We start from the raw sequence: 3,132 nt of genomic DNA on the forward strand, positions 1-3,132 counted from the left end.
ATGTCATACATGCCCCCCACGATAGTTTGGAGGGGTGAGCCCCGCCGACATCAGCCTCTTTTCTCCTCTGACACTGCGATCCATCACGATGCGCAATCGTCTCTGGGTCGCCCCCATGTGCCAGTACGAGGTGGTGAAACAGGATGGGGTCCCCACGGAATGGCACCTTGTTCACCTCGGATCCTTCGCTCGGGGCGGGGCCGGGCTCGTCATGACGGAGGCGACCGCGGTGAGCCCGGAAGGGCGAATCTCAGGCGAAGACACCGGCATCTACACCGACGAGCAACGAGACGCCTGGAGTCGCATCGTCGACTTTATTCACGCGCAGGGAGCGCCAGCAGGCATCCAGCTCGCCCACGCAGGCCGCAAGGGCTCCCGCTGGCGCGAATGGCTGCCCGATAAGGGGACCCGCCCCGTGGATGCTGGCGGATGGCGCACCGTCGCCCCCTCCGAGATCCCGTTCGAGGGATATGACGCTCCGATCGCGCTCGACCTCGCCGGAATCGATGCCGTTGTCGCGGACTTTGCCGCCGCCGCCCGGGGCGCGGTCGAGGCCGGTTTTGATGTGGTCGAGGTACATGCCGCACACGGCTACCTCATCCACCAGTTTCTCTCGCCGCTCTCGAACCATCGAACCGATGCCTACGGCGGCAGCCTCGAGAACCGCAGCAGGTTGCTCCTCAGGGTCGTGGAGGCGGTGCGCGAGGCGATAGGGCCAGGCCGCGCCCTTTTCGTGCGGTTCTCGGCGACCGACTGGGCGGATGAGGGCTGGAGCCTGGACGAGACCGCAATCGTCGCCTCCGCCGCCCACGAGCTCGGTGCCGACCTGTTCGATATCTCATCGGGCGGGACCCTGGCCTCCCCCACCATCCCGCTCAGCCCGGGGTATCAGGTTCCCTTCGCTGCGACGATCCGTGAGGCGACAGGAGCACCAGTGAGCGCCGTCGGCCTCATCACCACGTCTGAGCTCGCGAACGAGGTCATCACGTCAGGACAGGCAGACGCGGTCATGATGGGCCGAAAGCTCCTCCGTGACCCACATTTTGCGCTACGAGCGGCCCTCGAGTTGGGCGTGGATATCGACTATTGGCCCAAGAACTACGAGCGGGCCCGCACGACCCTGGCCCGCTGGTAGAGCCCTCGCCCGCCCTCTCGGCTGGCGTCCGGTTCCGCTCGGCCAGCGCGGCCGGGGCTAGATGCGCCGAGTCGCGTCCTGAACCTCGCCGACGAGCTCCTCGATAATGTCCTCCAAGAAGATCGCGCCCCGCGTCGCCCCGGTTTCGTCGAACACCCTGGCGATATGCACGCCGGAGCGGCGCATCGTCGCCAGAGCATCCTCAAGGTCGGTGTCCTCAAAGATCGAGATCAGATGGCGGATGCGCTTGGGCGGCACCGGCTCAGTGAACTCGGTGTCTTCGAGGTCGATGACATCCTTGAGGTGCAGGTAACCGGTGGGTTCTCCCTCGTCGTCGACGAGCACATAGCGCGAGAATCCGTGCTGCGCCACGGCCCGCTCAACCTCAAGCGGCGTTGCCGCCTCGGAGACGGTGACGAGCGACCCGAGCCCCACCGTGATGTCTTTGACCTTCTTGGTTGTGAACTCAAAGGCGTTCGAGAGGGCACCGGTCGTATCCCGCAGCACACCCTCCCGTGTGGAGTGCGCGACGATGTTGGCCACCTCGTCGAATGTGAACGAACTCGTCGCCTCACTCTTGGGCTGCACCCTGAACAGCAGAAGAACACCGTTGGCGGTGGCATTGAGAAAGCCGATCAGGTGCTTAAAGATGCGGGAAATAACCACGAGCGGCGGGGCCAGAATCAGAGCCATGCGGTCGGGCAGCGAGAAGGACAGGTTCTTCGGAACCATCTCCCCGAACACCACATGCAGGAACGACACCAGCACGAGGGCGATAACAAACGCCACAGTACTGATGATCTCGGCCGACCACCCGGTCAACCCCAGCGGCACCTCAAGCAGATGGTGAATCGCCGGCTCTGACACGTTGAGGATGAGCAAGGAACACACCGTGATGCCCAGTTGGCTCGTCGCCAACATGAGCGTTGCGTGCTCCATGGCATAGAGCGTGGTCACCGCGGCGCGAGAACCAGCCTCCGCCTTCGGCTCAATCTGTGAGCGACGGGCAGAGATGACGGCGAACTCGGCGCCGACAAAGAAGGCGTTAGCCAGCAGCAGAACTACCAACCAGGCAATGCCCCAGTAATCGGTCATGAGCGCGCCTCCCCTGCATTCTGATCGGCATCCGCATCGACCGCCGGGGTGAAGCGGATGCGGTCGATGCGCCGACCGTCCATGCGTTCAACCCTGAACTCTCCAGCGTCAACGCTCACGGTGTCGCCCACCTTGGCAAGTCGGCCCAGTTCGCTCATGATGAATCCGGCCACCGTCTCGTATGGGCCGTCTTCTGGCACGACAACGTCGGCGCGCTCGCGCAACTCGTCTGGCCTGAGCATGCCGGGAAAGGTGAGCCAGTTGCGGGAGCGCACAACGCCAGCGCGGGATCTGTCGTGCTCGTCAGATACCTCTCCGACGAGCTCCTCGACGAGGTCTTCTAGTGTCACGACCCCTGCGGTTCCCCCGTACTCATCGAGCACGACGGCCATCTGGTATCCCCGCTGGCGCAGCTCGCCGAGCAACGCCTCGAGTCGCATGGTTTCTGGTACGCGAAGAGCGTCGTTCTGCAGGGCAGAGACGGGCACCTCACCGCGTTTTTCTCGCGGAACAGCAACGGCCTGCTTCACATGGACGACGCCGATGACATCGTCGATTCCGTCGTCTACGACAGGGAACCGCGAATAACCCGTTGTGCTGGCGAGCTCGATGACCACCTGCGCAGAATCGGTGCGTTCGACACTCGATACGCGGGGTCGCGGCGTCATAACATCGCTCGCCGTTCTCTCGTTGAACGAGAGCGTGCGGGCCAGAAGCGTTGCGGTGTCTAGTTCGAGCGTGCCCTCGAGGGCGGAGCGCCGCAGCAGCGAGGTGAGTTCCTCGGCCGTTCGAGCCGACGAGAGCTCCTCTTTGGGCTCAATCCCCACAGATCGGAGAATCACGTTTGCCGTGTTGTTCAGCAGGGATACAGCCGGACGGAACACCCACGTGAACGCGAGTTG

The 3,132-nt window shown here is 63.8% G+C and carries 3 protein-coding genes; 1 reads left to right on the plus strand and 2 read right to left on the minus strand.

The features are described 5' to 3' along the window. Positions 1 to 34: 34 nt before the first annotated feature. Positions 35 to 1,135: an NADH:flavin oxidoreductase/NADH oxidase gene (locus tag AC062T_RS08430; RefSeq protein ID WP_476029101.1), complete on the plus strand. Its 1,101-nt coding sequence runs from the start codon at positions 35 to 37 to the stop codon at positions 1,133 to 1,135. 57 nt (positions 1,136 to 1,192) lie between these two features. Here the strand turns inward: AC062T_RS08430 and AC062T_RS08435 are convergent, their stop codons facing one another. Continuing rightward, entirely contained in the window at positions 1,193 to 2,230 is a 1,038-nt protein-coding gene (locus AC062T_RS08435) for a hemolysin family protein (protein WP_476029103.1), read from the minus strand. Then, positions 2,227 to 3,132: hemolysin family protein (locus AC062T_RS08440; RefSeq protein ID WP_476029105.1), on the minus strand; the 906-nt coding region annotated here is incomplete at its 5' end. The genes AC062T_RS08440 and AC062T_RS08435, both read right to left, overlap by 4 nt.

The sequence above is a fragment of the Homoserinimonas sp. genome (assembly GCF_056262345.1).